Source organism: Thiohalobacter sp. COW1 (assembly GCF_016629505.1).
In the GTDB taxonomy this organism is placed as follows: Bacteria; Pseudomonadota; Gammaproteobacteria; order Thiohalobacterales; family Thiohalobacteraceae; genus Thiohalobacter; species Thiohalobacter thiocyanaticus_A.
Genome location: NZ_AP024239.1, coordinates 793,470 through 817,460 on the forward strand (window position 1 = coordinate 793,470; position 23,991 = coordinate 817,460).

The 23,991-nt window shown below is 64.4% G+C and carries 26 protein-coding genes and 1 tRNA gene; 9 read left to right on the forward strand and 18 right to left on the reverse strand.

What is annotated here, in order from left to right; genetic code table 11:
* Positions 1-2 precede the first annotated feature (2 nt).
* Positions 3-539, forward strand: a complete 537-nt coding sequence (locus COW1_RS03675) for a hypothetical protein (RefSeq protein WP_096366409.1) — start codon at positions 3-5, stop codon at positions 537-539.
* Here the strand turns inward: COW1_RS03675 and COW1_RS03680 are convergent.
* On the reverse strand, positions 536-724 hold the full coding sequence (locus COW1_RS03680; RefSeq protein ID WP_096366408.1) for a hypothetical protein: 189 nt from the start codon (positions 722-724) through the stop codon (positions 536-538). The genes COW1_RS03675 and COW1_RS03680 overlap by 4 nt on opposite strands.
* A 78-nt stretch (positions 725-802) precedes the next feature.
* The gene (locus COW1_RS03685) at positions 803-1,474 is read right to left on the reverse strand and encodes a Bax inhibitor-1/YccA family protein (protein ID WP_242466485.1); all 672 of its coding nucleotides are present in this window, start codon (positions 1,472-1,474) and stop codon (positions 803-805) included.
* Positions 1,475-2,010: 536 nt separating this feature from the next.
* Here COW1_RS03685 and COW1_RS03690 point away from each other — a divergent pair.
* Positions 2,011-2,100 (forward strand) — tRNA-Ser (locus COW1_RS03690).
* Positions 2,101-2,305: 205 nt separating this feature from the next.
* On the opposite strand, the gene COW1_RS03695 is transcribed toward COW1_RS03690, so the two are convergent.
* From COW1_RS03695 to COW1_RS03745, 11 genes are all read right to left on the reverse strand, one after another.
* Positions 2,306-2,815, reverse strand: coding sequence for a hypothetical protein (locus COW1_RS03695; RefSeq protein ID WP_201345454.1), 510 nt, complete (start codon positions 2,813-2,815; stop codon positions 2,306-2,308).
* Between the two features lie 224 nt (positions 2,816-3,039).
* Positions 3,040-4,860, reverse strand: coding sequence for a hypothetical protein (locus COW1_RS03700; RefSeq protein WP_201345455.1), 1,821 nt, complete (start codon positions 4,858-4,860; stop codon positions 3,040-3,042).
* Positions 4,861-4,952: 92 nt separating this feature from the next.
* Positions 4,953-6,908, reverse strand: coding sequence for a ClpP-like prohead protease/major capsid protein fusion protein (locus COW1_RS03705; RefSeq protein WP_201345456.1), 1,956 nt, complete (start codon positions 6,906-6,908; stop codon positions 4,953-4,955).
* Between the two features lie 402 nt (positions 6,909-7,310).
* The gene (locus COW1_RS03710; RefSeq protein WP_201345457.1) at positions 7,311-7,550 is read right to left on the reverse strand and encodes a hypothetical protein; all 240 of its coding nucleotides are present in this window, start codon (positions 7,548-7,550) and stop codon (positions 7,311-7,313) included.
* 182 nt (positions 7,551-7,732) lie between these two features.
* Entirely contained in the window at positions 7,733-8,104 is a 372-nt protein-coding gene (locus COW1_RS03715) for a hypothetical protein (protein WP_201345458.1), read from the reverse strand.
* On the reverse strand, positions 8,094-9,332 hold the full coding sequence (locus COW1_RS03720) for an AAA family ATPase (protein WP_201345459.1): 1,239 nt from the start codon (positions 9,330-9,332) through the stop codon (positions 8,094-8,096). Before COW1_RS03720 ends, COW1_RS03715 begins: the two co-directional genes overlap by 11 nt.
* On the reverse strand, positions 9,329-9,757 hold the full coding sequence (locus tag COW1_RS03725; RefSeq protein WP_201345460.1) for a hypothetical protein: 429 nt from the start codon (positions 9,755-9,757) through the stop codon (positions 9,329-9,331). The genes COW1_RS03720 and COW1_RS03725 overlap by 4 nt, the downstream gene beginning before the upstream one ends.
* Positions 9,754-9,906, reverse strand: a complete 153-nt coding sequence (locus COW1_RS03730; RefSeq protein ID WP_201345461.1) for a hypothetical protein — start codon at positions 9,904-9,906, stop codon at positions 9,754-9,756. The genes COW1_RS03725 and COW1_RS03730 overlap by 4 nt, the downstream gene beginning before the upstream one ends.
* Positions 9,903-10,085, reverse strand: a complete 183-nt coding sequence (locus tag COW1_RS03735; protein ID WP_201345462.1) for an AlpA family transcriptional regulator — start codon at positions 10,083-10,085, stop codon at positions 9,903-9,905. The genes COW1_RS03730 and COW1_RS03735 overlap by 4 nt, the downstream gene beginning before the upstream one ends.
* 107 nt (positions 10,086-10,192) lie before the next feature.
* The gene (locus COW1_RS03740; protein ID WP_201345463.1) at positions 10,193-10,621 is read right to left on the reverse strand and encodes a hypothetical protein; all 429 of its coding nucleotides are present in this window, start codon (positions 10,619-10,621) and stop codon (positions 10,193-10,195) included.
* Positions 10,618-11,853 carry a site-specific integrase gene (locus COW1_RS03745; protein WP_201345464.1) on the reverse strand — a complete coding sequence of 412 codons (1,236 nt, stop codon included), beginning with the start codon at positions 11,851-11,853 and terminating at the stop codon, positions 10,618-10,620. The genes COW1_RS03740 and COW1_RS03745 overlap by 4 nt, the downstream gene beginning before the upstream one ends.
* Positions 11,854-12,088: 235 nt before the next feature.
* Between COW1_RS03745 and COW1_RS03750 the strand changes: the two genes are divergently transcribed.
* The 3 genes from COW1_RS03750 (at position 12,089) to COW1_RS03760 (ending at position 15,557) form a co-directional block, all read left to right on the forward strand.
* Complete coding sequence (locus COW1_RS03750) at positions 12,089-12,475, forward strand: hypothetical protein (protein ID WP_201345465.1); 387 nt, start codon at positions 12,089-12,091, stop codon at positions 12,473-12,475.
* A gap of 389 nt (positions 12,476-12,864) precedes the next feature.
* On the forward strand, positions 12,865-14,319 hold the full coding sequence (locus tag COW1_RS03755; RefSeq protein ID WP_201345466.1) for a sigma-54 dependent transcriptional regulator: 1,455 nt from the start codon (positions 12,865-12,867) through the stop codon (positions 14,317-14,319).
* Positions 14,298-15,557 carry a transporter gene (locus COW1_RS03760; RefSeq protein ID WP_201345467.1) on the forward strand — a complete coding sequence of 420 codons (1,260 nt, stop codon included), beginning with the start codon at positions 14,298-14,300 and terminating at the stop codon, positions 15,555-15,557. The genes COW1_RS03755 and COW1_RS03760 overlap by 22 nt, the downstream gene beginning before the upstream one ends.
* A gap of 22 nt (positions 15,558-15,579) precedes the next feature.
* Here the strand turns inward: COW1_RS03760 and COW1_RS03765 are convergent, their stop codons facing one another.
* From COW1_RS03765 to COW1_RS03785, 5 genes are all read right to left on the reverse strand, one after another.
* Positions 15,580-16,182 carry a hypothetical protein gene (locus COW1_RS03765; protein WP_201345468.1) on the reverse strand — a complete coding sequence of 201 codons (603 nt, stop codon included), beginning with the start codon at positions 16,180-16,182 and terminating at the stop codon, positions 15,580-15,582.
* Positions 16,183-16,196: 14 nt separating this feature from the next.
* On the reverse strand, positions 16,197-16,898 hold the full coding sequence (locus tag COW1_RS03770) for a C39 family peptidase (protein ID WP_201345469.1): 702 nt from the start codon (positions 16,896-16,898) through the stop codon (positions 16,197-16,199).
* Positions 16,899-16,903: 5 nt separating this feature from the next.
* Entirely contained in the window at positions 16,904-17,296 is a 393-nt protein-coding gene (locus COW1_RS03775) for a hypothetical protein (RefSeq protein WP_201345470.1), read from the reverse strand.
* A 90-nt stretch (positions 17,297-17,386) separates the two neighbouring features.
* On the reverse strand, positions 17,387-18,529 hold the full coding sequence (locus COW1_RS03780; protein ID WP_201346138.1) for a hypothetical protein: 1,143 nt from the start codon (positions 18,527-18,529) through the stop codon (positions 17,387-17,389).
* A gap of 19 nt (positions 18,530-18,548) precedes the next feature.
* Complete coding sequence (locus COW1_RS03785) at positions 18,549-19,673, reverse strand: hypothetical protein (protein ID WP_201345471.1); 1,125 nt, start codon at positions 19,671-19,673, stop codon at positions 18,549-18,551.
* A gap of 362 nt (positions 19,674-20,035) precedes the next feature.
* Here COW1_RS03785 and uvrY point away from each other — a divergent pair, with 362 nt between their 5' ends.
* The 4 genes from uvrY (at position 20,036) to pgsA (ending at position 23,976) form a co-directional block, all read left to right on the forward strand.
* Positions 20,036-20,698 (forward strand): UvrY/SirA/GacA family response regulator transcription factor, encoded by a 663-nt coding sequence (gene uvrY / locus COW1_RS03790; protein WP_201345472.1) that lies wholly within the window; start codon positions 20,036-20,038, stop codon positions 20,696-20,698.
* Positions 20,699-20,776: 78 nt separating this feature from the next.
* Positions 20,777-21,418: a uracil-DNA glycosylase gene (locus COW1_RS03795; protein WP_201345473.1), complete on the forward strand. Its 642-nt coding sequence runs from the start codon at positions 20,777-20,779 to the stop codon at positions 21,416-21,418.
* A gap of 6 nt (positions 21,419-21,424) precedes the next feature.
* Positions 21,425-23,260, forward strand: coding sequence for an excinuclease ABC subunit UvrC (gene uvrC, locus COW1_RS03800; protein WP_201345474.1), 1,836 nt, complete (start codon positions 21,425-21,427; stop codon positions 23,258-23,260).
* A 131-nt stretch (positions 23,261-23,391) separates the two neighbouring features.
* Positions 23,392-23,976: a CDP-diacylglycerol--glycerol-3-phosphate 3-phosphatidyltransferase gene (pgsA, locus tag COW1_RS03805; RefSeq protein WP_201345475.1), complete on the forward strand. Its 585-nt coding sequence runs from the start codon at positions 23,392-23,394 to the stop codon at positions 23,974-23,976.
* The last annotated feature ends 15 nt before the right edge of the window (positions 23,977-23,991 follow it).

Genomic DNA, 23,991 nt, shown 5'->3' on the forward strand with positions numbered 1-23,991 from the left:
CCGTGTCCATCCAACTCAACAAGATCGCGCTCAACATAAGGGTCCGGTTGCCGGAACATGTGTTCGAGCGTCACCTGCCGTCCTCGCCCTACGTGATCGGTACCGAACTGGCCGATCAGGTGGTGGCCTATGCGCGCGAACACGAACTGGGCTATTACCCGGCACTGGATTTCTTCGAGAACAACGGCGGTCTGGATCCGGAACTGCTCGAGGCCGTCTCGCACACCAGCTGGTTCGTCGCCAATCTGGTGCGCGAGGAGATCCACCGCAAGCTGCGGCCCATCTTCGCCAGCCTTAATTTCCTGTCGGTGCAGACCGTGGCCTTCACCATGCCCGGGGTGCGCCCGACCCAGCTCAATGCCTACAACGAACTGGTCGAACACTATACGCCGGACACCGTCAAAATCGGTCTGGTGGTGGGGGTGTTCCAGAAACGCGACAACGATGAGGCCTTGACCCGCTGGGCGCGGCACACGGCCTACCGCTGGCTGAAGAACAGCTTCGAGGATTTCGAGGTCACCAGTGCCACGGCGGTCTAACCCCGCACCATCAGGATCAGCAGCACGATAAAGGCCACCACTGCCAGGATCGGCAGCAGTGCCGCCTGCCAGTCCTGACTGCTGCCGCGCGGGCCGTGTTTGAGCCAGTGATTGGCCGCCGGCCACAGCCTCCAGACCATCACCCCGAGCAGGGCCGCCACCGCGATCTTCATCCACATTTCCATGCGGTTCTCTCTCCCAAAAAAACAGGCCACGGTGGAGACCGTGGCCTGGACGTGCTTCAGCCGATGCCGGCGGCCGGGCTATTCGCGCCCGCTGAAGGCGGCCAGCAGGTGCAGCAGGTGTATGAACAGGTTGTGTATGTCCAGATACAGCGCCACGGTCGCGCGCAGGTAATTGGTCTCGCCGCCGTTGACGATGCGGCTGACGTCGAACAGGATCAGGCCGCTCATCAGCAGCACCACCGCGGCGGAGATGGCCAGCGACATGGCCGGGATCGCCAGGAAGATGTTGGCGATGGCGGCGATCATGACCACGATCAGGCCCACGAACAGGAAGCCCGCCATGAAGCTGAAATCGCGTTTGGTGGTCATGGCGTAGCCGGACAGGCCCATGAAGATCACCCCGGTGCCGCCCAGGGCGGTGGCGATCAACTGGCCGCCGTTGGGCAGCGCCAGATAGTGGCTCAGTATCGGCCCCAGGCTGAAGCCCATCAGGCCGGTGAAGGCGAATACCACGCCGATGCCGGCAGCGGAATTCTCGGTGCGCGGCAGGGCAAACCAGAGCAGGCCGAAGGCCACCAGCATGGCGACCAGGGAGAGGCCGAAGCCGGCCGACATCACGATCGAGACGCTGGCCATGACGGCACTGAAGATCAGGGTCATGGACAGCATGGTGAAGGTGTTGCGCAGCAGCTTGTTGGTGGCCAGCGTCGCCGTCTGCGAGCGGGCCATCATCTGTTCAGGGGTATTCATTGTCGGTTCGTCCTCCTGTGGATTGGCTACCACTATGACAGCTTGACTCAATCTAAAGTTCAGCATACCGATATGGTGGTGGCGGGACAAGCGCCTGCAGTCGATTGCATGGGGCGATTTCCATAGAAAAAACCTTGGCTTCGGCTGTCATGGGGGGCATAATGCGGCGCCTGCAGTCCGGTCGCTGTCTTCCGGGCGGCAACCCGGCCGAGCCGGAGTGTCGCGCCGGGGTTCCCTGGCAGTGTGACAAGAGCAGCAGTGTACAATCAGGTTCAGCCGGAGGGGTGGCTGAGCGGTTGAAAGCACCGGTCTTGAAAACCGGCGAGGTTTAACGACCTCCGTGGGTTCGAGCCGAGTGCCGTCAGGCACGAGACAACGCCGCCGCGCAGCGGTGGCGGCCCCGCAAGGGGTGAGGGCGCGCCAGCGCGCCCGAATAATCCCACCCCCTCGCGGGACGCTCCGGCTCGATGCCGGAGTGTTGCGCCGGGCTTCCCTGGCAGTGGGACAACGACAGCAGTGTACAATCAGGTTCAACCGGAGGGGTGGCTGAGCGGTTGAAAGCACCGGTCTTGAAAACCGGCGAGGTTTAACGACCTCCGTGGGTTCGAATCCCACCCCCTCCGCCATATGTTATTTATAATCAGTAGGTTATGTGGCGATATAGTTCATACCCTACAGCATACCCAACAAACAGGAAATGCCCCACGCACGGCCGCCCACATGCGCGCCTGCCGCCAGGGCCACAGCGCCGCCCCCGGGCGGCGTTGTCTTTTGCGGGCACAAAAAAGCCCCGCCGGGGCGGGGCAAGTGCAGGGTGAAAGAGAGCAGGGGTTACTGGGTTTCCGGTGCCCCATCAGCCTGGGGTGGATCAATCAGGTTGCGGATACGCTGGTATGCCTGCTCCTGATCCGTGTCGACCGGGTTGCTGATGCCCTCGCGAATCTCGCGGACGGCCTCTTCGTAGGCAATATCACCAGCGTCCTTGAGCTGCTGCAAGGCAGCGGCCAGGGCCATGACCTCATCATCGAGGCCCTGGACCTTGATGGCAGGCCCTGAGTCGTTCATCCATGCCAGCCAATCCTTGTAGCATCCCTTATACGTCAGGTCTGGGTCGCGGTCATAGCCAAGGATATTCAAGTCCGATAAGATCTCCAGCGCCACAGCTGCCGCGTTGTTTCCCGCTTCTACTACCATGTCGCGGACTTCGAATTGCTCGCCGATGGCGGCATCCGGTTCTTGTGCGGCCTGATACAGTGCCGCGTTCATCCGTGATACGGCCTCATGCAAGGCCATCATGGCATGGTCACGGGATACGGTTTTGCGGTCGGTTTCGTTGCTCATGTTGATCTCCTATGTGTTTCGTTGAAGAGTATAGGTGCCGGGCGGTTCAACACCGTCCATAGGCACGGCCGCACGTTTTTCCCTTTCGGGTCTTGCATGGCGTGCGCCGCCCGGCGTAACACTTTCAGGAAGTCGCCGCATGTCTGACAGGTGCGGCGTCCGCCTATGGTTGGGGTGTTGAAGCCCCGCATCCCCAGCATACGCCGGGAAGCTATGAAGTCAAGTCAGCCGTTGCGACGCATGCTGCGCTGGATCTGACGCCCGACATCGTTGCCGATCTGGGTCGCGCTGCGCCGGTCCTTCTCGGAGGGGCTGCCATAGATGGTCACCGGCACGGAAATCGAGATATTGTCGCCACCGGCCCTGTCATTCGGGATGACCTGGGAACCTCTCGGCAGGTTGACCAGCTCGGGACCGCGCTCGCCCACCACGGCCAGGCCGCCAGGGGCAAAGCTGGTGCCGTCGGCGAAGCCTGGAATATTAAGCCCGCCGATGATGTCGCCCAGGAAGCTGCCGACGCCTTCGGTGCCGCCTATGGATTCGAAGATATCCGCCGCCGCCGTCTCGGCCGCCATCCGCCGCAGTGTATCGGAGAAGCCCTGCAGCATCCCTTCCAGCCCTTCATCGAAGGGATCGAACAGGAAGTCCGCCAGGCTGTCCTGCATGTTCCGGGCGGCCTGTTCGGCGAATACCGACATTTCCTCGGTCGCTTCTTCTGTCCGGCTCTCGATCCCTTCCATGGCGTTGAATACGGCCTCTGCATAGGTGTCCCAGCCAATAAAGCCGCCTTCCTTCAATCGCTCGATCTTAGTCAGCTCGGACTCAACCGCTTCCATCGGGTTGATCGTCTCACGCAGCGCCTGTGCAGCCTGCTCCATGGATTCGACCCACCGCTGATATTCGGCATTCTCAGAGGACACGGCCTCGCCCGAGCGCTTGACCATTTCATCGAAGTCCTTGAAGGGATCGGAGACGGACGCAGACGGGCTTGGGGTGCTGACCGGCGGAGGTGTCGCGCTGCCACGATCACCGCCGCCAGGTGGCTTGTCAGGTAATCTATAGCCAGGGATGTCAGTGTCACCCGCGAATATCCGGGTTTCGATGCCGGCGATCTCGGTTTTCACTTTCTCTATCTTGCCGAGATAAAAATCCCATATTTGGCTGTTTTCAGGCACATTGCTGAGCCTGGTTTCCAGAAGCTCCAACTCTTCCCTTGCATTTCTGAGCTTCGCTGCATCGTTGGCAAAGTCATCGGTAAACAATACGGCCCCGATGCCGCCCAGCACGCCACGTTCGTTGATGGCCTCCGCATACTGCCCCAGCGCAGGGACCAATCCCGAAAGTATCTCAATTTTCAGTGATTCTGCAGATGCGCTGAGTTTCCGCATCTCCCTGTCCAGCTCCTTGGATTTGTCAATCGCATCCTGATCGAGAACGGTCCCGAAGTTCTGCAACTCGCCTGACAGTTCCCGGAACTTAACAGCATTGTCATCCAGCAGCGGCAGCAGCAGAGAGGCATCGCTGGCCAGAGACTCAAGCACCTGGACCTTTTCGCCCTGAGTCCCGAGATTGTCCAGCTCACGCGCAATGGCCAGTAGTTGCTGGTCAGGCGACAGCCGCGCCAGATCGGCGGCGGAAAGGCCAAGCCGGTCCAGCGCCTCGACAGCCTCCCCGGCATTATTGGCGAAGGCGTCGCCGATCTTCTCGGACACGTCCTTGAAGATATCGGCGACCTTCTCGCCCTGGATGTTCACGTCCTGTGCGGCGAACTGCCAGGCTTGTAGCTGCTCAACATTGATTCCGAGCGCCTTGGAGTAGGCATCCAGGCTGCGGGCCTGCTCGATGTAGCCATTGACCACACCGGCAACCTGAGACACGGAAAAAACGCCGAAGGCGGCGATGGCCGCACTCTTGAAAGCATTCAGGGAGCGGGATGCGCGCTGGCTGAACTGGTCAATATTCTGATTGACCCCGGACAGGTCACGCTTGAGCTGCGTGCTGTCGGAGGTAATTTGCAGGACCAGTTTGTCGAGACGGTCAGCCATGCTTCACCCTTTAGAATAAGTGCGACCCTTTTCACCAGGTCCGGCGGCCGCGCTCCGGTCCGACCAGGGTGCCCGCCCCAGCCGGCAGCAGATTATGCGCCTTCGTTGAGATACAGACCGCGCCAGTCCACAGCAGCGGCTCCGGTGTCGATGCGAACTTTCATCCTCACATCATCCGTTGAAAAGCCATTCTGCGTGTCCAGGAACACCGGCTCGCCATCCAGCCGCGCAACGTCGATGGTGGAATGCAGCAGCGGGTCAGCGGCCAGATACCAGGCGGTGGTGCTGACCTCATCCAGGCGCGGGTCGCTGATGACGGTCAGGTTTTTGATCCACTCCGGCACAGCCTCATCGATAGACAGCGGCACGATGGACGCCATCAGAGAGAAGGCCGCCGTCTCCAGCTCCACAGGCACAATCAGGTACCTGGGCTCGATGTTCAAAAAGCTCTCGCCGGCCAGGCCTTTCTGCATCTTCATCGCTGCACGCGCTGCGCCCAGTGTCGCTATTCCAGGGGCCGCGCCAGAACCGCTGGCGACATAGTTGTCATGGTCGGCATGGAACAGGGCCTTGCTATCCCGCATGGTCGGATTTCCAGTCAACAGGGTGTACACGATATCGGATTCAGTCCTGCGGGCGGCCATGCCCATCGCCTGCGGGACTTGGGTCAGCTCGCCTAGATCGTCATTGACCAGCATCTGCCGCGACAGGGAAATGATGCGGCCATAAGTCTTGAGCTGGATGGACTCGGCTGCATCGGTCATGCCGCCGTCCAGAAACTCGCCTCGCTCCTTGACTTCCAGCAGGCCCGGGGCCTCGCTCAACGCAACGCGCTTGGCTTCCTTGAAATCCGGCAGCGTGCTCTCCATCGTCCATTCGCCGTGGGTGACAGCATGTTCGGCGTTGAACCCGTTCATGACTGACTTGCTCGCGACGTTCGCCAGCAGGTCCGGCAGATCGGACGTGGTGAGCGCGGCCTGGATGGTGTCGGCGCGGCTCATGCCGGTGGTGGACTTGCCAATCTGGGAAAGCCGGGCGCGGGCCATGTCGACGATGGAATAACCCCGGAAGTCCTGCGCGGCCGGGTGTGGTTCATTGATCCGGATACCGCCACGGATCAGCATGGCATCGACAGCAGCGGCCTTGAAATCGCTATGATGGCGGTTCTCGCCCATGCTGACGCGGGGAATTGAGGCCACCGGCTCGGCAGTCTCGCCCAGCTTCGCCAGGAGCTGCTGGCCGGCCGTTTCAGCAGTCACGCCGGGGTCGTCCATCACATGTTCATACAGCGCCTGTACGCCGGGCCGGTCCAGGAAGGGGGTGAAGGATGCGCGGATACTGTTGCGGCGCTCGCGCTCCATTGCCAGAACGCCGTCACGGTCCACGGCTTTCAGGTCGGGCTTGCCCTTGGCTTCGGGTTCGGGGGTGGTCGTCTTTTTCGTGGTCATTTCGTCAACCTCATCAAGTTGGGGCGGGCGCTCGAAGCCCATGTTTTGAATCTGCCGCCGCATGCTCGCGGCAATGGCCAAGGGTTCTGCAATCTCATCGACCAGGCCGGCGGCCAGGGCCTCGGAAGCATCGAACCAGGTTTCAGCGGTCAGCCATTTCTGTACCGTTGCACGCGGCTTGCCGGTGGCGCGGGCATAGATATCCAGCAACTGCTCGCCATGTTTTTCCACCACGTCAGCGGTGCGGCGCAGTTCGTCGGCATTGCCCTCGGTCACAACCCAGGGCGCATGCACCATCAGCAGGGCGTTTTCCGCAATGGTGCGACGGCGGCCGGCGACAGAGATAACAGAAGCACTGGATGCGGCCAGGCCATCAATCACAGTATCCACGAGACCATGCCGACGCATTGCACTGACAACGGCCAGGGCCTCGGATACTGAGCCACCGGGGGAGTTGATCCGCAGCAGCACGTCCTGGCCTTTCGCCTGATCCAGTTGCGCGGCCAGATCGCGGGCCAGCCCTTCACCGATGTCGTCGTAAATATAAATTTCGATCATGGTTGTCATGATGCCAAGATGGCGCAGCGCGTCTACTGACAATGTGGTCGATTCCTGTCAGTCAACTGCGCCATAGTCGCCTGTAGATGGCGCGTGTTGACATTGGTGGATGCTCTAGCGCGAACAGCCGCCGCAGCATGGCCAGTACGTCATCATCCGGTGCGTAGCCGGTGCGGTAGTAGTCTAGGAACAGCGCGGCCATCCGCTCGCATCGGGGCCACGGTGACGATGGGGACTGCCTGCAAAACAGTTGCCACAGAACAGACGTTGCAGCGGCTCGCCGTGCTGACCTGCCTGCCGGTACCAGCCCCAGCGCCGTGCCCAGATCCTCGCCACCACCGGCACGATCCAATCCGGTCAGCAGCCAGTCGGCCACATCAAGCGGGACGGGTACGCCGCCCTGGAGAGCGGCGCGAAGTCGGCGCAGGTTTTGTTGCGGGTCGTTCAATGGCTCGTCGTGTTCCGGTCGGCGAAATCGTGCGCAGCCTGATCCCCCAGCACAGCGGCCAGGCCGGACACTGATGCCGTCAAAGTCTCTTCGCCGCTGGCCGCCCGTCCAGCGAGCGCACCGGCTGCCCGGGCCAGGGCTATTGCGACCTCTGGGGCAGGCCAGCGCCGGAACTGGATGCGGGTCATGATCTCGTGCGTGATTTCTTCAATTACCTTTTCGTCGATCTGCGTCATCGTTGTTTCCTCAGTTGGTGCGGCGGTGCCGCGATATGGGTCATAAACCTAAAAAGCGAATGCGAATGATTAACATGGTCATTAATTCTTTGAGCCGCAAAAATTGTCGAAAACCGCGCTCGCGCTTGCACCCGCATTGCAGAACCCCAGGGGGACCCGTAACATTCTGATATTTAAGGTAATCATGCCGCACGCCCGCCTGCTTGCCGCCCCGGGGCCGGCTGCTGCTCTGCCTTCTCCGGCAGTGTCAGCCTCTGGGGCGGGGTCACGCTGACGCCGACCAGCTCCAGCACGCGCTCGCGTAGGTTCTGGTCCAGCCCAGGAACAAGCCGCACGCCGCGCTGCCCGTCCTCCAGTTCCTCCAGGGTCTCCACCAGGTCTGCCACCCCGCAGGTCTCCAGCAGCTCGCGCACGGTCTCCAGCGGCAGGGCGCGGGCCTTGTCCTGATAATCGGCGCAGGCACGCAGCCGGGGGCCGACCTTGGCCTTGTGGGTCTTGCACCAGCCACGGACGCGGTGGGTGCAGGTGCCGCAGGTAGGTTTGTCATTCGCCATTCTTTGCACTCCTGTACTGCGCGGGTTGCGCGGGTTTGCTCAAATTCTCGGAACCCGCGCTAACCTGTGGACCTGAGCGCGCCCTGCGCTGCTCTTGTTCACAGGGGGTGTGGGGGAGAGCGCGCGCACCTGAACTGGCGCACAGGTATCGGCGTTTGGGGTGGCGGCGGTGGTCCCGGTATTCGTCAACAACGATGCGCCCCGACCGCTCCAGGCGGCTGATGGCTGCCCAGAATCTTTTCTTTCCCGCCGCGCTGCGCAGATCCTCTGGCAGGTCCGGGAAGGTGCTCAATAGCAGGAAGGTGTTGGCAGGGCCGGTTCGTGCTGTCGATACATCGGCCCCGCTTTCGATCGCGGCGGCAATGGCCTCCAGGACTGCAGCATCGTCATCGGCATCGCGCCCGGTAACGTCAGCAGCCCCAGCCGGCACCAGCACGCCCTCAGCTGTCCAGTCCAGGCGGATCGGCTCAGCCCGTTGGGTCAGGTTGGCCTTTTCGTGTCGCAGCTCCAGGCGGCCGTCCGTGTCCACCAGGGCCAGGCGGGAGCGAGCGCTGTTGTGCCAGGCAGTGCTCCCGGAGTAGGTGTTGCCGTTTCCGCCCCATTTGGCGGCGGCCTTGTCGATATGGGCCAGAAGCACCACGGCTGCATCCTGCTCGCGGGCAATGCGGCCCAGGGAGCGGACAAATGCCCGCACCATGCGCCGGTCATTCTCGTTGCCCTCATAGGCATCTGAGGCGTTGTCGATCAGGATCAGTCCATATCCTGCCGCCAGCTCGCGCAGCTCGTGATATGCGTCAGTCATGACCAACCGCCGCAGCCCACCTTCTGCCGCCTCATAGGCCAGCGCGGCCTCGGTGGCGTCGATGATCCGCAGGTTGGCCTCGATGGCTTCGTGCGGCAGTTCGTACTCGCTGGCAATCCGCCGCGACCGCAGTCGGGCAAGATCCGGGTGATCCTCATGGGAGACATACAAGGCGCGGGCCTGGATCATGTCGCGGCCAGCCCAGGCACGGCCACAGGCGGCGTGTGCGGCGAGTATCAGGGCCAGCTGCGATTTGCCTGCGCCACCATGCCCACCCAGAAGGGTGACCACGCCACGGGGCAGTAATGGGTCCAGGATGTGCCGGATCGGTGGTATAGGGTCGCTGAGTGCGGGATTGATCGGGGTCAGGCATCTGTCCGGCTGATGCCGCTCGATCTCCTGCAGCAGCAGTTCCTCGGGCGTCATCCGTCCACCCCCAGCCGCTCCAGGGCCAGCTCCACGCGCGCGCGGTCCTCGGTGGACAGGGTCTTGCCGGCGGCAATGTCAGCCCTCGCAACTCGCAATACCCGCCGGTCAAGTTCCACGGGGTCCAGGGGCTTCTGCGAATAGTGCCGGCCAGCCAAGGCAACCCCGCGGGCGTTGTCTGCCTGCCAGTCGCTGGCGAAAAGATCACGCCAGGTCAGCCCGACGGCGGTCAGAATGTCCTCGGGGCAGCAGCCGGCAAAGCAGAAAACCAGCACCCGGTCGCCGGTGTTGCGAATGCTCAGGGAGGGCGATTTGTCATCATGCGCGGGGCAGCAGGCCATCCAGCGGTCAGCGCCCATCGGTCGCACTTTCTCCAGCCGGGCCAGTATCTGCTCAACCAGGCGCGGCCAATCGTGGGCAGTCATGGCGTGCCCCGCAGCCGCCGTTCCAGCGCCTCCCGCTCGGCCGGCTGGGGCTGCTGGCGCAGGGCGCGTTCGGCCTCGGGGGCTTTGTTCCTCGGGGCGCGGGTGGTGTTCTCAATGGCGCGGCGGATGTCGTCGGCGGTGGGGGTCATGCGGCCCCCTTAACGCTGCGCTCCAGTTCCCAGCGTTCGACGTCCGACAGCCGCCAGCGGGTTGTGCCGGGAGCAAGTTTTACAGGTTTGGGGAATTTGCCGGCCTGAGACCAGCGCCAGATGGTTGCGCGAGAGACAGCCAGGCGGTCGGCTATCTGTCGATCTGTGATGTATCGCATCGGGGTATGCCTCCGTGTAGTGCGTGATTACACGATGGCATGCGATACAGCGTAGAGGCAGGGTAACAGTTGATGCCCAGAGGGCGACAGATGATGCCCAGGTTAGGTTAGTCGAGGTCTTTGAACAGTTTTTTTCGCATGTGGTCGTCGTCGTATCCTTCCCCAAACTCTGCCTGAAGCTTGTCGTTTGTCAGATCTCGGGCATTCTGTTTATTGAGTTTCCGGCCGCGGTAGCCGGTATAGAGCGCCCGGGCACGCTCACGCTTTTGCTCGGTATCTTTGTTGATTCTGTCAACGCCCTTATTGCGCCGAACCAGTTCACCCAGATAGCTGTTGATGCGGCCGACGTGCTGCGTGGTGTCCCTATCATGTATTTGCTGGACTTCCTGAGATTCTTGGTCCGCCTCACGATAGAGCTGCGCGAAATATTGCGCCTGCCCCTTGGCGTGCTGCCATGACTCATAAAGCTCATCAACTCGCTGACGCAGCTTTTCGTTTTCCTCGATTAGCTCAGCTTTTGTTTTCTGTTTTTTCATGCTTTCGCCTCCCGGATCGGCCGTACCTCACCAGTAACGGCGGGCTTGTTAAGGAACCTGCACCATTCAGCCATCAGCCGGGTGCGTTTCTTCATCAGGTTGCCGCGCCGATAGGCCGCTTCGACAGCATCGGAAATGGTGTGCGCCAGGGCCTTCTCTGCGACCTCTCGCGGGTAGTTCGTATGCTCGGCGCACCAGTCGCGGAAGGTAGAGCGGAACCCGTGCGGGGTGCCTTCCACGCCCATCAGCTTCATGACCTTGGACAGGGTGGCGTCACTGAGCTGCTTGCCACGGGGGGAGGGGAACACATAGGGGCAATCCTCATGCACGGGCAGGGCCTTCAGCAGCTTCACGGCATCGGGACAGAGCGGCACCACATGCTCGCGCTGCGCCTTCATCCGTTCGGCCGGTACGGTCCACGTCCGGGCCTCCAGGTCGATTTCCTCCCAGGTCGCCCCGCGGACCTCTCCAGAGCGGCCGGCGGTGAGTATCAGGAACTCCAGCGCCCGAGAACCGACCCCCTCACGTTCCCGCAGGGCGGCCATGAAGGCGGGGGCCTCGGCCCAAGGCAGGGCGCGGAAGTGCTGAACGTTTTTCAGCTTGCCGGGCTTGGGCAGAACTGCGTCCAGATTGCCGCGCCAGCGGGCGGGGTTGTCTCCCGACCGGAACCCGGAGACGGTCGCCCATGACAGGACCGACTCAATGCGCCCCCGCAGCCGGGTGGCCGTCTCGGTTTTCTCCGTCCATATCGGCTCAAGTATCTGCACGATATGGGGCAGGGTGACGGCATCGACGGGGAGGCGGCCTATCACGGGGCTGGCGTAGGCCTGCAGGGTGGTCTCCCATTGGGCGGTATGCTTGGGGTTGCGGAACTCCTGGGCCTTGGCCTTGATGAATCGCCGGGCGGCTTCATCGAAGGTGATGACCTTGGCCTGTGCGGCTATCAGGGCATCCCTGGCAGCCTTGCGCTGCAATACCGGGTCAACGCCCTCCCGGATCTGCTCGCGCATCTCTCGGGCCTTCTCGCGGGCTTGGGCCAGAGGGACATCAGGATAGCCCCCCAGGCCGATGTCACGGCGCTTGCTGCCGACCGTTGCCCGCAGGACCCAACTGCGTGCCCCTGATGGTGTGATCTGTAGACACAGACCAGCCACGCCACCGACGGGACGCAGGCCAGGGCGGGTCAGTTGCTTGACCTGAATGGCAGACAGCTCTCGGGCTTTTCTCGGCATGCTGGCGTCTCCTATCCCACCACCTACCCGGTAGGGGCCGATTTCGGGTGTCCCACAGGCTACCCCTCAAAAAATATGCAATTTGATATTACGGCGTGAGGCGGCGCGAGACAAGGGAATTTCACGAAACGCTGTAAATATAGGGATGAATGCGATATATTGCGACACACTGAGACACCGGAGAGGCCGACACCCCCTCCGCCAATTTCAGCATCCATCGTTTCCTGGTCTTCCTATGGCTGAAAAAATGGTCGTGGTGATCGACGGTCTGTCACAACTCGAATATGACCGCACCAAACCCCTGCCGCACAAGCAACAGCTGGCGCTGGATCGCATGGATCTGAAGATGGATCAGGGCATCCAGCTTCCTGCCGGCCGCCAGGACTCACCGAACTCACTGCAGCGGGCCCAGTTCGTGGCGCTGCAACTGATCCAGGCGGTCGAGGACGGCAACGAACCCATGGCCGCTGCCACCTGCGCCTATCTGGCCGAACGGATCCCGGAATTGCAGCAGATCAAGGCAGAGCACAAGCCTGCCGGCATGCACCTGGATCTGGTCTTTGATCGTCCCTTCATGAATGAAATGAAAATCGAGTTCTTCGATCCTTCCGGAGCGCAGTGAACCTTCCGGTTCGGCCGCTCATTTTACAAATCATGTTAGGAAAGGCATCCCAGCGCCACGGTTGACCTGGACTGTTTGTAGGCTTTGGCGTACATGCCCGGCGGCGGCTGTTGAAACGCGCTGCCGCTTGACAGTTCAACAGTCCTGTCTATGCTTCCCAAGGCGTATCAGCCAGGAGCTGATTCTCCGTCAGACGGCAGGGAGGTGTAGCCGCCGTGCCCTGGCCCGGGACGATCCCAGCCCCGGACAGCAGAAGATACCCCATGCCCGCAGTTCAGCGGGCCAGCGCGCATGGCGGCCAGTCATGCAGGGGGTGGCGTCTGTCAATCCTGCAGACAGTCTCACGGCGTACGTGTGCTTCGACGGTCCTGTCATCAAGGAGGTGACGCGTGGCCAGTGAACCCCGTAATCTGCTGTTCTGGGATCCGGTTCGCGTCGGGACGGATCTGGCCCTTCAACTCGGACAGGCCGGCTGGCGGATCTCGCTGGCCGGCAGTCTGGACGAAGCCCGTCAGCGCCTCGCCAGCCGCCACTGCCCGGTGGGCCTGGCGTGGCTCAATGCCAGCGAATCCCGCGCTTGTCGGGACTTCGAGCAGTTGCTGCTCGACAGCCAGACACAGACCCAGTGGCTGGCGCTGGTTCAACCGGAGGATGTCCGCTCCGATGCCCTGTCCCGGCTGCTGGCCGATGGCGTCTTCGATTTTCATACCTTCCCGGTCGATTCCAGACGCCTGCTGGACAGCCTGGGGCACGCCGCCGGCGTGGCTGCCATCCGTGCCAGCGCGCATGCGGCGGCTGCAGGCGATGCGGTCACCGCAGGCGGCATGGTCGGCAACAGCGCGTGCATGCGGCAGCTGTTCCGGCAACTCGACAAGATCGGGCAGGTCGAGGCGCCGGTCCTGATTACCGGCGAATCCGGTTCCGGCAAGGAACTTACGGCACTTGCGATCCATCGCCGCTCCCTGCGCGCCAGCGGACCGCTGGTGGCGGTCAATTGTGCCGCTCTTCCGGCCAGCCTGGTGCAGTCGGAACTGTTCGGGCATGAGAAGGGGGCCTTTACCGGGGCCGTCCGGCGCAAGATCGGGCGCATCGAGTCGGCAGCGGGCGGGACCCTGTTCCTGGACGAAATCGGCGACCTGCCGCTGGAGCAGCAGACCAGTCTGCTGCGCTTCCTGCAGGAAGGCACGGTGGACCGGGTTGGCGGCACCCAGCCGGTGCGCATCGATGCGCGCGTCATTGCCGCCACCCACCAGGACCTGGAACTGGCCGTGGATCAGGGGCGGTTTCGCGAAGACCTGTACTACCGGCTGAATGTGCTGCGGTTGCAGGTACCGCCGCTGCGGGAGCGGACCGAGGATATCGAGGCCCTGGCCTGGCAGCAGTTCGAGCGCTTCGGCCGGGAACGCGGAGTGCAGGTCAAGGGGTTCAGCGAGCAGGCCCTGCAGTGCCTGCTGCGCCACGACTGGCCCGGCAATGTGCGGGAACTGATCAACCGGGTGCGGCGGGCGATCGTGATGGCCGAGGGCAGGTTGATCACACCCGCCGACCTGGGGCTGGATCGGCGCAACGGCCGCCGGATGGTGCCTTCCCTGCAGCAGGTGCGGGCCGAAGCCGAGAGCCGGGCGATCCGCACCAGTCTGCGTCTGGCACGCAACAATCTCTCCGAGGCGGCACGCTCCCTGGGGATTTCCCGCGTCACCCTGTACCGGTTGCTGGACAAGCACCGGATCGCGATCGGGCAGCCTCGGGAGCCGCCGCCCGCAGAGGGGATCAGGGAACTGCGCATCAATGGCGAGGCGTCACTCGAACCGGGAGGCTGGTCATGCAGTACGGGGCGCGGTTGAGTCTCCTGGCGCTGGGCCTGGTCCTGGCCATGTCCGGGTTCGCTGACGAGGCGGACTCCCTGGCGCAGCGGCTGGAACGCATGGAACGGCTGCTGGACCAGCAGCAACGCCAGCTGGAGCGCCAGGCAGCCACCATCGCTGCGCAGGAGCGGCGTCTGCAGCAGCAGCGCCGGGCACTCGACAGCCTGAACCGGCAGGCCCTGCCCGCGACCGCACTCGAGGACCGGCGTGGCGCCGGACCCGCCGCGGCGGCCCCGGCGGTGCAGGCAGCCTCTGCGCCGCCTGCGCAACCGGTCGGGACGGCACCGCCGGCGAGCACGTCGGAGCCGCCCGAGGTGCGCGCCATCCCCGAGCTGGGCGGTGTCCTCACACCCCGGGGTCAGCTGATCCTGGAGCCGGGGCTGCAGTTCTCCAATTCCCAGATCAACCGTCTGACCTTCATCGGGGTGGAAATCCTGGAGGCCTTCCAGATCGGGCTGCTGGAAGCGGTGGACGTGGACCGGGATTACCTGGCCGTTTCCCTGACCGGCCGTTATGGTCTGACCGACCGGCTGGAACTGGAGGCGAAGCTGCCCTATGTCTATCGCAAGGACCGGCGGGTGGCGACCATCCCGGATGTGGAGGGCGAGGCCTTCAGCCGCACCCTGGACGGTGACAGTATCGGTGATCTGGAGCTTGCGCTGCACTACCAGTTAGACTGGCGCTGGCCGGGCAATATGTACTATGTCGGCAACCTGCGCTACAAGTCCGTGACCGGCCGGGGACCGTTCGATGTCAACCGCAACGGCGACGGCATCGAGACCGAACTGGCAACAGGCTCGGGTTTTCATGCCCTGGAACCGAGTCTGACCCTGCTGTATCCCTCCGATCCCGCCGTGTTCTTCGCCAACCTGGGTTATCTCTGGCATATCGAGGACGATGTGAACAAGACCTTCGGCCAGCAGACCATCGGCAAGGTCGACCCCGGCGATGCGGTGCGCCTGAGCTTCGGCATGGGCTATGCCATCAATCCGCGGGCCTCTTTCACCCTCGGCTACAAGCATGACTTCATCCAGGAGACCGACACGGAGATCAACGGCGTGAAGCTGTCGACCTCCAGTCTGGACGTCGGCGCCATGCTCCTCGGCTACGGTTTCCAGCTGACCGAACGCGCCGCGGTGAACCTCAACCTGGAACTGGGTGTGACCGCCGATGCCCCGGATGTGGTCATGACCCTGCGCCTGCCCTATACCTTCTGACCCCAAACGGGCTGAACAGTCCTTATTGCAGGGGCGCGGAACTGCGTCCCAGGTGGTTATTGAGGATGGCCTGACGAACCGTCTGCTGGAACTGGCTGAAGTTGCGGATGGTGACGTCCACCTGCGCCTCCTGGCGCAGGGCCGTATCGGTGGCACGGCCGACCAGGACGCCGAGGATGCGCTGGCGGGTCACCTCATGGATGGAGGCGGTCACGCCGCGGGCATCGTTCACCACAACACGCCCGGCATTGCCCAGGCCGTTGAGCTCGATGCCGCGGTCTGCCGCCGGTGGGCGGCTGCCGGTCCGCGCTGCCGTGTCCGGCCCGGGGGACAGGGTGTCGAGTGCCCGCGGAATGGTCGTGGTGGTGCGCGTGCCGCGGTCCGTGACATTGACCAGGGTTTCCATGAGCAGGCGTCCGTCCTGGAAACTGCGCAGGGAGGCGCCGAATTCCATCTCCAGGCCGCGCAGGGAGAAACCGCCGCGCAGTGCAGCCAGGTCGGCAGCCGCGAGAACCTGGTCGGGGAAAGGGTCATGCGCATGACTCGTGCCTGCGGCAAGCGTGAGGGCCAGCAGGAGGGCGGTGCTGTGCAGACTGCGGTATGTGGCCGGGGTGGGATTGAACATGTCGATCGCGCCTGTCAGCGGCCCAGTTCGAGCCGGCCGGGCAGGTTGAGAAGCAACGGGCTCATGCCCGCCTGGCGTGTCGGGGCATGGATGGGGGCCCGCGGCCAGTCGCGCCAGTCGCGTTCCAGGTTGAAATGGGTCCGGGCGATGTCCAGACGGCCGCGCGCGGCCAGCACCACCCCGTTCCAGATCCGCTCGAATTCAGAACGCGAAATGGCGACGTTGCCCGCGGCCGGGTCGGCCAGCAGCACCCGGCCGGACTGCACCCCCCGTACCACCACGAAGTGGCGATAGCCGCGGGTATTGACCAGTACGATCCCCGGCACGCCCAGTGCAGCCAGTTTGTCCAGGTCCATGCGAAAGCCATCGGTCTGCAGGCCGCGGCGGTCCAGGTAGCGTTTCATATCCAGCATGGAAAAGCCCTCGGTGCGGATCTTGGCCTGGTCGCCGGCCGCATACATCTCCTGGAACACCTGATCCTCACCTGCCGGCGAGGTGTAGTGATACGTGAGCAGGGTGGCCACGGCGGCCGAGCCGCAGCTGAAATCGTATTGTTGCCTGACCACCGTCTGCCAGCGTGCTTCGATCTGGCTTTCCACCGGCAGGGAAAAGGCGCCGGGAAAGGCATGCAGGCGCAGCTGGCCCGCGGCGCTGCCGGGCGCGACCAGGGCGGCAGACAGTGCCAGCAGCAGAGCAGGGCAGGGATGGAGACGCATGCCTGTCACTGCAGGTTGAAGTTCACGCCGATGGCAGCATCCACGGCATTGTTGCTGCCGGTGACGATATTGAACAGGCCGATGCCGCCGAAGTTGTCCAGGGCCCGCTCGGCGATGGTAACCGAGCCGCTGGTCATGGTGCCGGCCTCGATCAGGCTGCCGTTGACGGTGGCCTTGAGGTCCTGGTTGCTGGTGAGCGAGATATGACTGTCGCCGTCGCGTCCGCGCAGTGCATCCAGCCCCGCGCTGTCCAGCGGGGCAAGCTGTGCGAACTGGTCGGGTCCCGGTGTGGCCGCATCATCGGCGTGGACAGACTGGCTGGCGAAGACGAGGATGGTCCAGACCGGCAGCATGACCAGTGCGCTGCTGAGTTTGAATTCTCGACTGGGGTGGCACATGGGCGTGTCCCTCTCATCCCGTGCGGTTGGCGTGCAGGTGCGCGGGGACGATCTGCCGTCCCCGCGCAGACCCGAAGCGGACCTTATGCCTCAGGGCCCGTTGCCGATGCTCACACCCGAGTGGGCAGCCACCGAAACGCCGCCCAGGGTGGAGTTGTACAGGCCGGAGGAGACATTGATGTTGGCAATGCCGCCGAAGGTGCCTGCGCCGGTGTCGACGCTGACGGCCCCGGTGGTCAGCGCACCGCCGTGACCGGCACCGCCGGCACCGCCATTGCCACCGGCGCCGCCGGTCCCGGCCGCATCGCCGGCCGTGGCCATACCGCCAATGCCGCCGTTGCCGCCGCCGCCGCCGGCCCCGCCGGTCCCGCTGGCATCCCCGGCGCTGGCGCCGCCGCCGGTCCCGCCGGCCCCGCCGTTGCCACCGGCCCCGCCGGTGCCGCCGGCTCCACCGGCACCTGAGGCGTCGGCCGAGGTGGCATTACTGCCGGTGGCGGTATTGCTGCCGGCATCACCACCGGCGCCGGCGGTGTTTTCGCTGCCGTCGGTGGCATTGCCGCCATCGGCGGTGTTGCCGCCGGAACTGGCGTCGGCGCTGGAGGCAGAGGAATAGCCTTCACCGTAGCCGCCGTCACCGGCATGACCGCCGTCGTCGCCATCGCCGCCTTCGGCGCCGCTGGCCGACAGCCCCAGGGATACCCCGACCCCGGCACCGCCATCGCCGCCGTCATCGCCGCCGTCATCGCCGTCACCGCCGCCGCCGGCCAGCGCGGCCGAGATGCCCACGCCGGCGCCGCCGGCGTCGCCATGACCGCCGTCACCGCCGGTGCCGCCCAGGATACGGACGGGCGCTCCGGTGACTTCGGAACTCATGACCTGATACGAAATCACTTCCACGCTGTTGTTGAAGGATTCGCTGTAGGCCTCGGCCGTGCCTCCTGCGCCGCCGACGCCGGCCATGCTGGCGTTGCCGCCGTTGCCGCCGGCACCGCCCTGGACGGTGGCGCTGGTTTCGCCATCCTCGCCGGCATCGGCGTTGCCGCCGTCGCCGCCGTTACCCGCGACCGCGTCGCCGCCCTGGCCGCCATTGGCGGTGGCTGTCGCGCTCGAGTCCGCCGAGGCGCTGCTGCTCTCGGACAATACGTTTTTGGGATTGGCATGCGCGCCGCCCCAGGCCATGACCAGGGCCAGGGCGGAGGCGGTTACCAACATCGGTTTGAGTGTGTTCAACATAATCATTCTCCTGTTGGTATCAGTTGCCGATGCTTACGTCGGAGTGAGCCGCCACCGAGACGCCGCCCAGGGTGGAGTTGTACAGGCCGGAGGAGACGTTGATATTGGCAATGCCGCCGAAGGTGCCCGCGCCGGTGTTCACCGCGACTGAACCTGTGGTCAGCGCGCCGCCGGTGCCTTCGCCACCGTTGCCGCCGGCCCCGCCTGCGCCGCCGGTACCCGTAGCTGCACCGGCTGTGGCCATGCCGCCGTCACCGCCGCTGCCGCCGGCCCCGCCGGCCCCGCCGCTGCCCGTGGCCGCGCCGGCCGTGGCGCTGCCGCCGGTGCCGCCGTCACCGCCGCTGCCGCCGGCCCCGCCGGCCCCGCCGCCGCCGCCGGCCCCGCTGGCATTGCCGGCTGTGGCAGTGCCGCCGCTGGCACTGTTGCCGCCGGAGGTGCCGCCATTGCCGGCGGTGTTGGTGGCAGTGCCTTCGCCGCCCTCGCCACTGCTGGCATCGCCGCCGTCGGCGCTGTTGCTGCCGGCATAGCTGGAACCGGTGCTGGCCGTGGAGTCGGCATGACCGCTGCCGCCGTAGCCGCCGTCGCCGCCATCGTCACCGTCGCCGCCGTCAGCCGCACTTCCGGCAAGACCGACCGAGGCGCCGACGCCGAGGCCGCCGTCGCCGCCGTCGTCACCGTCGCCGCCGCCGCCGGCCAGGCCGACTGAGGCGCCGACACCCAGTGCGCCGTCGCTGCCGTCGCCGCCATGGCCGCCGGTGCCGCCCAGAATCCGGATCGGAGCGCCGGTGACAGTGGAGGTCATGGTCTGATAGGAGATCACCTCGATGTCGGAATTGAAGGATTCGCTGTTGGCCGTGGCAGTACCGCCCATCCCGCCGGCGCCGGCCGTATCGGCCGCGCCGCCGGCACCGCCTGCGCCGCCGGTGGCGGAATCGGCAGTGGCATCTCCGCCTTCACCGCCGTCACCGCCATAGACGTAGCCGCCGTCGCCGCCGTTGGCAGTGGCGGTCGCGGTCGACGTCACATGGGCGTCGTTGTCGTTGCCGAACTTGTTCTTGGGGTTCGCCTGCACCCCGGCTGCGTAACTCAACACCAGGGCTGCGGCAGAGGCCGTCACCAGTGCCGGTCTGAATAGGTTTTTCATGTCCTGCTCCTTTGCTGTTGAGAGTTGTACGCGGACGCAAGAGCAAGGCCTGTGCCATGGCGGCTGAATCCATGCAACTGACTGTTTTTTCTGATATTGGGAGAGGGCTGCGAGGTGAGGTAAGAAGCGGCGACGAGCTGGAGGTGTAATGACCTTGCAACAGTGCCTGCCGTGATGCACCTGCCGTTGACTGCAGGTGTTTGATCGGCAAGCGGATCGGCCATTGGCTGCAGGGTGTCAAGCAGTTGCAACAACAGTTGTCCAACCGACATTGCATGCTGGTATTAAATGCGCATAATCAGTATTGTACATTCATGAATGACGAACCTGGCAGAACAACAATCAATCACAGGGAGGAGGATATGATTTCGTTGTTGCTGGTGGATGATCATGACCTGGTGCGGGCAGGGATACGCCGTATCCTCGAGGATGATCCCAATGTACGGGTGATCGGGGAGGCAAGCACCGGGGAGGAGGCGATCGAGGTGGTTCGCGATGCGCGCCCCGATATGGTCATCCTGGATGTAAACATGCCCGGCATCGGCGGGCTGGAAACCCTGCGCAAGCTGATCCAGATCCACCCGGAGATCCGCGTGATCGTGGTCACGGTGCATACCGACGAACCCTTCCCATCGCGCATGCTCGAGGCCGGCGCGCTGGGCTATCTCACCAAGTCATGCGCGGTCGAGGAGATCACCCAGGCAATCCTGAGCGTGATGCAGGGTGAGCGCTATCTGTGCGCCGAGGTGGCCCAGCAGATCGCGCTGTCCAAGCTCAACAACGGCGGGCGCTCGCCATTCGAGAAGCTGTCCCAGCGTGAGATCCAGGTGATGATGATGGTCACCCAGGGGCGCGGCATCCAGGAGATCTCCGATCGCCTGTGCCTGAGTCCGAAGACGGTCAATACCTATCGCTACCGGCTCTACGAGAAGCTCGGCGTGGACAACGACATCGAACTGATGCGCCTGGCGGTCAGCCACGGGGTGATCGAGATCGAATCGGCCGGCACCCGACCCAGGCTCTGAGCCGGCACGCGGTCTGACGTCCGGTCGGTTTTCTGGGATAATGCGGCTGTTCCCAGCTTCCGCAGATTACCCGCTTGCATGACGACCCAGACCCATTTCGACAGCGGCTGCCGGGCCTGCCCGCGGCTGGCGCAGTTCCTCGACGGCGTGAAGGCCGAGCATCCCGATTATCACGCCGCCCCGGTTGCCCCCTTTGGCGACGCGGCCGCACGCCTGTTGATCGTCGGTCTGGCGCCGGGCATGCACGGCGCCAATGCCACCGGGCGCCCCTTCACCGGTGACTACGCCGGCATTCTGCTCTACCGGACCCTCTACGACCTGGGCTTTGCCAGCGCGCCGGAGTCGCGTGCCCGCGACGACGGTCTGCAACTGCGTGACTGCCGCATCACCAACGCGGTCAAGTGCCTGCCGCCGCAGAACAAACCCCAGACCACGGAGATCCGCGCCTGCAACGGCTATCTTGCGGCCGAACTCAAGGATCTGCCGGCCGGGGCTGTGGTACTGGCGCTGGGCAGGATCGCCCACGATGCGGTACTGCGTGCGCTCGGCTGCAAGCTCAGTGCCTATCGTTTCGCCCATGCCGCGGAACACCGACTGGATGACGGCCGCTGGCTGCTGGACTCCTACCACTGCAGTCGTTACAACACCCAGACCCGGCGCCTGACCGAATCCATGTTCCAGGCCGTGGTCGCCCGCGCCCGTGGCCTGTTGCCCGCCTGATTGCGGATGAACGAAACCCGCGCCAGCCGTCCATTTGATGCGCAGGGCTTTCTGCGCACCCTCACACCGCGGCCGGGTGTGTACCGCATGCTGGATGCGAACGGCGAGGTGCTGTATGTCGGCAAGGCACGCAACCTCAAGCGCCGCCTGGCCAGTTATTTCCGCAAGTCGGGCCTGCCGATCAAGACCGTTGCCCTGATGGGACAGATGGCGGATATCGAGGTCACCGTCACTCATACCGAAAGCGAGGCCCTGATCCTCGAACACACCCTGATCAAGGCGCACCAGCCGCGCTACAACGTGCTGCTGCGCGACGACAAGAGCTATCCTTATATCTACATCTCCACCGATCAGGACTATCCGCGCATCACGGTGCATCGCGGCGCAAAGCGCGGCAAAGGCCGCTACTTCGGCCCCTATCCGAATGCCTCGGCGGTGCGCGAGAGCCTGCATCTGCTGCAGAAGGTGTTCCGGGTGCGCCAGTGCGAGGACAGCTTCTTCGCCAACCGTACCCGGCCCTGCCTGCAGTACCAGATCAAGCGTTGCACCGCCCCCTGCGTGGGCTATATCAGCCCTGGGGACTATGCCGAGGACGTTGATCTGACCATCCGTTTCCTGGAGGGGAAGAACACCGAACTCATCGACGAACTGGCCCAGCGCATGGAGGCGGCGGCAGAGGCGCTGGAATACGAGCAGGCGGCGCGCTATCGCGACCAGATCGCCAGCCTGCGCCGGGTGCAGGAGCGCCAGTACGTCAGCGGCGAGCGCGGCGATCTGGACATCGTCGCCGCGGTGCAACAGGGCGGGCTGGTGTGCGTGCAGGTGTTCTACATCCGCGCCGGGCGCAACCTGGGCAACAAGGTGTTCTTCCCGCGCGCGCCCGACCAGGCCGGCCTGGACGAGGTGCTGCACGCCTTCCTGGTGCAGTACTACCTCGAACACGAGGTCCCGCAGACCATTCTGCTCAACGCCGAACCGGAAGATCGTGAACTCATCGAGACCGTGCTGGCCGAGCGCGCCGGCCACCGGGTCGAGCTGCGCCACCGGGTGCGCGGCGAGCGCGCCCGCTGGCTGGCCATGGCCGAGCGCAATGCCGAGCACGCCCTGCAGGCGCGGCTGGCCAGCCGCAGCGGCATGCAGCAGCGCATGGAGGATCTGCAGCAGCTGCTCAACCTGGAGGAGCCGCCGGAACGCATCGAATGCTTCGATATCAGCCATACCCGTGGCGAGGCCACCGTGGCCTCCTGCGTGGTGTTCAACGCCGAGGGGCCGCTCAAATCCGACTACCGGCGCTTCAATATCGAGGGCATCGAGCCCGGCGACGACTACGCCGCCATGGCCCAGGCCCTGCAGCGACGCTATCTGCGGCTGCAGGAGGGGGAGGGCAAATTGCCCGACATCCTGCTCATCGACGGCGGCAAGGGCCAGGTCGGCATGGCGGTGAAGGTGCTGGAGGAGTTGCAGGTGCAGGGCGTGCTGATCGTCGGCGTGGCCAAGGGGCCGGAACGCCGGCCGGGACATGAGACCCTGATCGTCCCGGGCCGGGGCGAGTTGCACCCGCCGGCGGACTCGCGCGCCTTTCACCTGATCCAGCAGGTGCGCGACGAGGCTCATCGCTTCGCCATCACCGGCCACCGCCACCGCCGGGGCAAGGCTCGCACCAGCTCGCCGCTGGAGGGGATTCCCGGTGTGGGACCCAAGCGGCGGCAGCAGTTGCTGCGCCAGTTCGGCGGGCTGCGCGAGGTGGAGCGTGCCGGGGTCGAGGACCTGGCCCGGGTCAAGGGGATCAGCCGCGAACTGGCCCGGCAGATCTACGCCGCCTTTCACGGCGGCGAGGACTGAGGCTTCGACATGGGGTACCCTTTCCCCCTCTCCCCAATGGGGAGAGGGGCAGGGGTGAGGGGGCTGGCTGATCCCGCTGCCGATTATCCTGTGAATCTGGTTGAATAAATGACAATATTATATTGATATTTATGAATTATAACCTGCCAAATCTTCTCACCCTGCTGCGCCTGGCCCTGATCCCGGTCTTCGTGCTGGTGTTCTATCTCCCGTTCGGCTGGGCGCATGTGGCGGTCACTGCCATTTTCGGCATCGCCGCCCTGACCGACTGGCTGGACGGCTACCTGGCCCGGCGCTGGGAGGAGACCTCGGCCTTCGGCGCATTTCTGGATCCGGTGGCGGACAAGCTGATGGTGGCCACGGCCCTGGTACTGCTGATCGAGCGGGTGCCGGTGACGGGGATGCCGGGCGTGCTCATGGCCATCCCCGCCGCCGTGATCATCGGCCGGGAGATCACCATCTCCGCGCTGCGCGAATGGATGGCCGAGATCGGCGAGCGGGCCCGGGTGGCCGTCTCGGTGATCGGCAAGATCAAGACCACGGCCCAGATGATCGCCCTGCTGCTGCTGCTCTATCGCGAGCCGATCGCCGGTTTTCCCACGGCCATCGTCGGCATGATCTGCCTCTATATCGCCGCTATCCTGACCCTGTGGTCGATGATTCTCTACCTGCGTGCGGCCTGGCCGCTGCTGGTAAAATCCGATATGGATACTTAGTCCTGAATTCAACTC